This window comes from Microbacterium sp. Ru50, assembly GCF_002920555.1.
GTDB classification, from domain to species: Bacteria; Actinomycetota; Actinomycetes; order Actinomycetales; family Microbacteriaceae; genus Microbacterium; species Microbacterium arborescens.
The window spans coordinates 1-2,072 of record NZ_PQSV01000012.1 but is presented as its reverse complement, the minus strand read 5'-3'; the positions used below and the strand labels follow the sequence as shown (position 1 = coordinate 2,072).

General features: G+C 73.7%; 4 protein-coding genes. 3 read left to right on the top strand and 1 reads right to left on the bottom strand.

What is annotated here, in order from left to right; genetic code table 11:
• Nucleotides 1–161 precede the first annotated feature (161 nt).
• The 3 genes from C3481_RS15930 (at nucleotide 162) to C3481_RS15920 (ending at nucleotide 1,438) form a co-directional block, all read left to right on the top strand.
• Nucleotides 162–626 (top strand): hypothetical protein, encoded by a 465-nt coding sequence (locus C3481_RS15930; protein ID WP_103818092.1) that lies wholly within the window; start codon nucleotides 162–164, stop codon nucleotides 624–626.
• An 81-nt stretch (nucleotides 627–707) separates the two neighbouring features.
• Complete coding sequence (locus tag C3481_RS15925) at nucleotides 708–1,112, top strand: NUDIX hydrolase (RefSeq protein ID WP_103818091.1); 405 nt, start codon at nucleotides 708–710, stop codon at nucleotides 1,110–1,112.
• Between the two features lie 134 nt (nucleotides 1,113–1,246).
• Nucleotides 1,247–1,438: a hypothetical protein gene (locus C3481_RS15920; protein WP_103818090.1), complete on the top strand. Its 192-nt coding sequence runs from the start codon at nucleotides 1,247–1,249 to the stop codon at nucleotides 1,436–1,438.
• A gap of 83 nt (nucleotides 1,439–1,521) precedes the next feature.
• On the opposite strand, the gene C3481_RS15915 is transcribed toward C3481_RS15920, so the two are convergent.
• Nucleotides 1,522–2,072 (bottom strand): hypothetical protein (locus C3481_RS15915; RefSeq protein ID WP_219817678.1); only part of this gene is annotated, 551 nt, incomplete at its 5' end.

Sequence of the window (2,072 nt, the reverse complement as noted above, 5' to 3'; positions counted from 1 at the left end):
GGCACGCGCGGTACGCGATGCCGGACACCTCTGGCACTTTCGCCCGCAGCACTCGCACGACCGGAGCCCCCTCTTGCACGGCCGTACGGGAATCCGTACAGTCATGGATGTCAGGCCGTACGGATTCCCGTACAGCACACCAGCCCGTGAGGAGGACCACCATGTCGATCAGCTTCCGCGAGGGCGACGCCGCCACGAACAGGGGCGGCGTGGACATCACGATCAGCCTCACCGCTGAGGAGGCCGAGGCCATCGGCGGGGAACTGGGCCCGCTGGCCGACGCGATGGCCGGGGCGCTGTGGGCGCTCGCCGTCCTGCGCACCGACACCGTCCCCGCGGACCAGGACGACGGTCCCGGCGCCCGTCCGGACCGCCCGGCCACCGCCGACACCTGGGTCACCGCGATCCACGACGTCGAGCAGCGGCTCCTGCCGCGCCTGGAGGGCATTCGCGACGCCGCGATGCGCGCCCACGCCGCCAGCGGCGGCAGCTATGGCGAGCTGGCCCGCGCCCTCGGGGTGACCGCCCGCTCCACCGCCCAGTACCGGCGCGACACCCTCCAGGCCCGGATGCCGAGCGAGTGGGAGATCTGGGCCCTGACCGGCAAGCGCCCCACCCAGGACTGACCGCCGGGGCGGCCGTTCACTGCCAGGCGCACGGCCGCCCCTTCGCTCCCAGACCCGTCACGAGACCAGGAGATACCCATCATGTCCGAGACCTTCGAAACGATCCGCTACACCGCCGACGTCGTGCTCATCGACACCAACGGCCGCGTCCTGCTGATCGAGCGCGGGTGGGACCCCTACGAAGGCTGCTGGGCCCTGCCGGGCGGACACGTCGACCCCGGCGAGACCTCCCGCGCCGCCGCCGCCCGCGAGCTGGAGGAGGAGACCGGAGTCCCCGTGGCCGCCGACGAGCTGCGCCAGCTCGGCGTCTGGGACGCCCCCGGACGCGACCCGCGCGGCCGGTACGTGACCGTCGCCTACCTCGCGGTCGTCCCCGCCGGCACCCCGACCACGGCCGGGGACGACGCCCGCCGCGCCGAGTGGTGGCCGTTGGACGCCCTGCCGACCCTCGCGTTCGACCACGCCGACATCCTGGCTGCCATCTGACCCAGCCCAACAGGAGCCCCGCACCGACCGGTGCGGGGCTCCGCCGTGTGCACGCCTGTGCCCGTGCACGCGTGCACGCTGAATCGGGCACACCTCTTGCATTCCCGGCCGCGAGGGGGCGGGAGACTCCCGGCATGAGCACTCGACGCCGTCTCGGCACCGGTCCGAGCACCACGACCAGGAGCACGACCACGGACACGGCCCCGCGGCTGCTGCCCGTCGAGCGTGCCGCCGACATCGAGGACCAGGAGCACGCCGACCCCCACGCGCGAAGCGCCGGCGGACCGCTCCCCGGCCGCCGGAAGTTGGGCGACCGGGGGCAGTAACCGGCGACAGCGAGTTATCGCGCAATGGAACATTCCGCGCTCGCGTCGCCGGGCCTCAAAGGGCAGTAACCGGCGACAGCGAGTTATGGCGAACTGATATCAGTTCCGCCCGGGGGCCCGGTGAGCCGGTCGACGGCGCGGGCGAGTTCGGCGGCCAGGGATGGCCCGTCGTTGACGCACAGGAAGCCTCGGCCGTTGCCGAGGCGGACGACCCGGCGGCGGACCTTGCGGTAGCGGACGCGGGCGGGCGCGGTGACGAGCTGGGCGCCCGCGAGCCCCACCACTTGGTCGGTAGGGATGGCGACGCCGCCCCTGACCCGCTTCACCGTCCGCTGCTGGGTGACCCCTTGGGCGCGGGCGTACCGGCGCAGGATCCGCCCGGCCCACACGGCGGCTTCGGGGTGCAGCTCGACCCCGGCCGTGGCCGGGTCGAGTCCCCAGTAGCCCCAGAACCGGCCCGGCCCGGCGCCCTCCGCCTGCCACAGCTCGGGCACCACGTGCTGGTACTCCTTCGCGGAGAAGGACCCGTGCTTGGTGAAGTACACGGCGAGCCGCCTCGGGTCGCGCATGCGCTCACCCTCGCGGTAGTCGACGGCCGTCCCGGCACGCAGGTGCCGGCGCCTCTGCTCCGGGT

Excerpts from the sequence above, each read along its gene's own strand:
- C3481_RS15920 (WP_103818090.1), top strand. The coding sequence starts at position 1,247 with ATGAGCACTCGACGCCGTCTCGGCACCGGTCCGAGCACCACGACCAGG.
- C3481_RS15930 (WP_103818092.1), top strand. The coding sequence starts at position 162 with ATGTCGATCAGCTTCCGCGAGGGCGACGCCGCCACGAACAGGGGCGGC.
- C3481_RS15925 (WP_103818091.1), top strand. The coding sequence starts at position 708 with ATGTCCGAGACCTTCGAAACGATCCGCTACACCGCCGACGTCGTGCTC.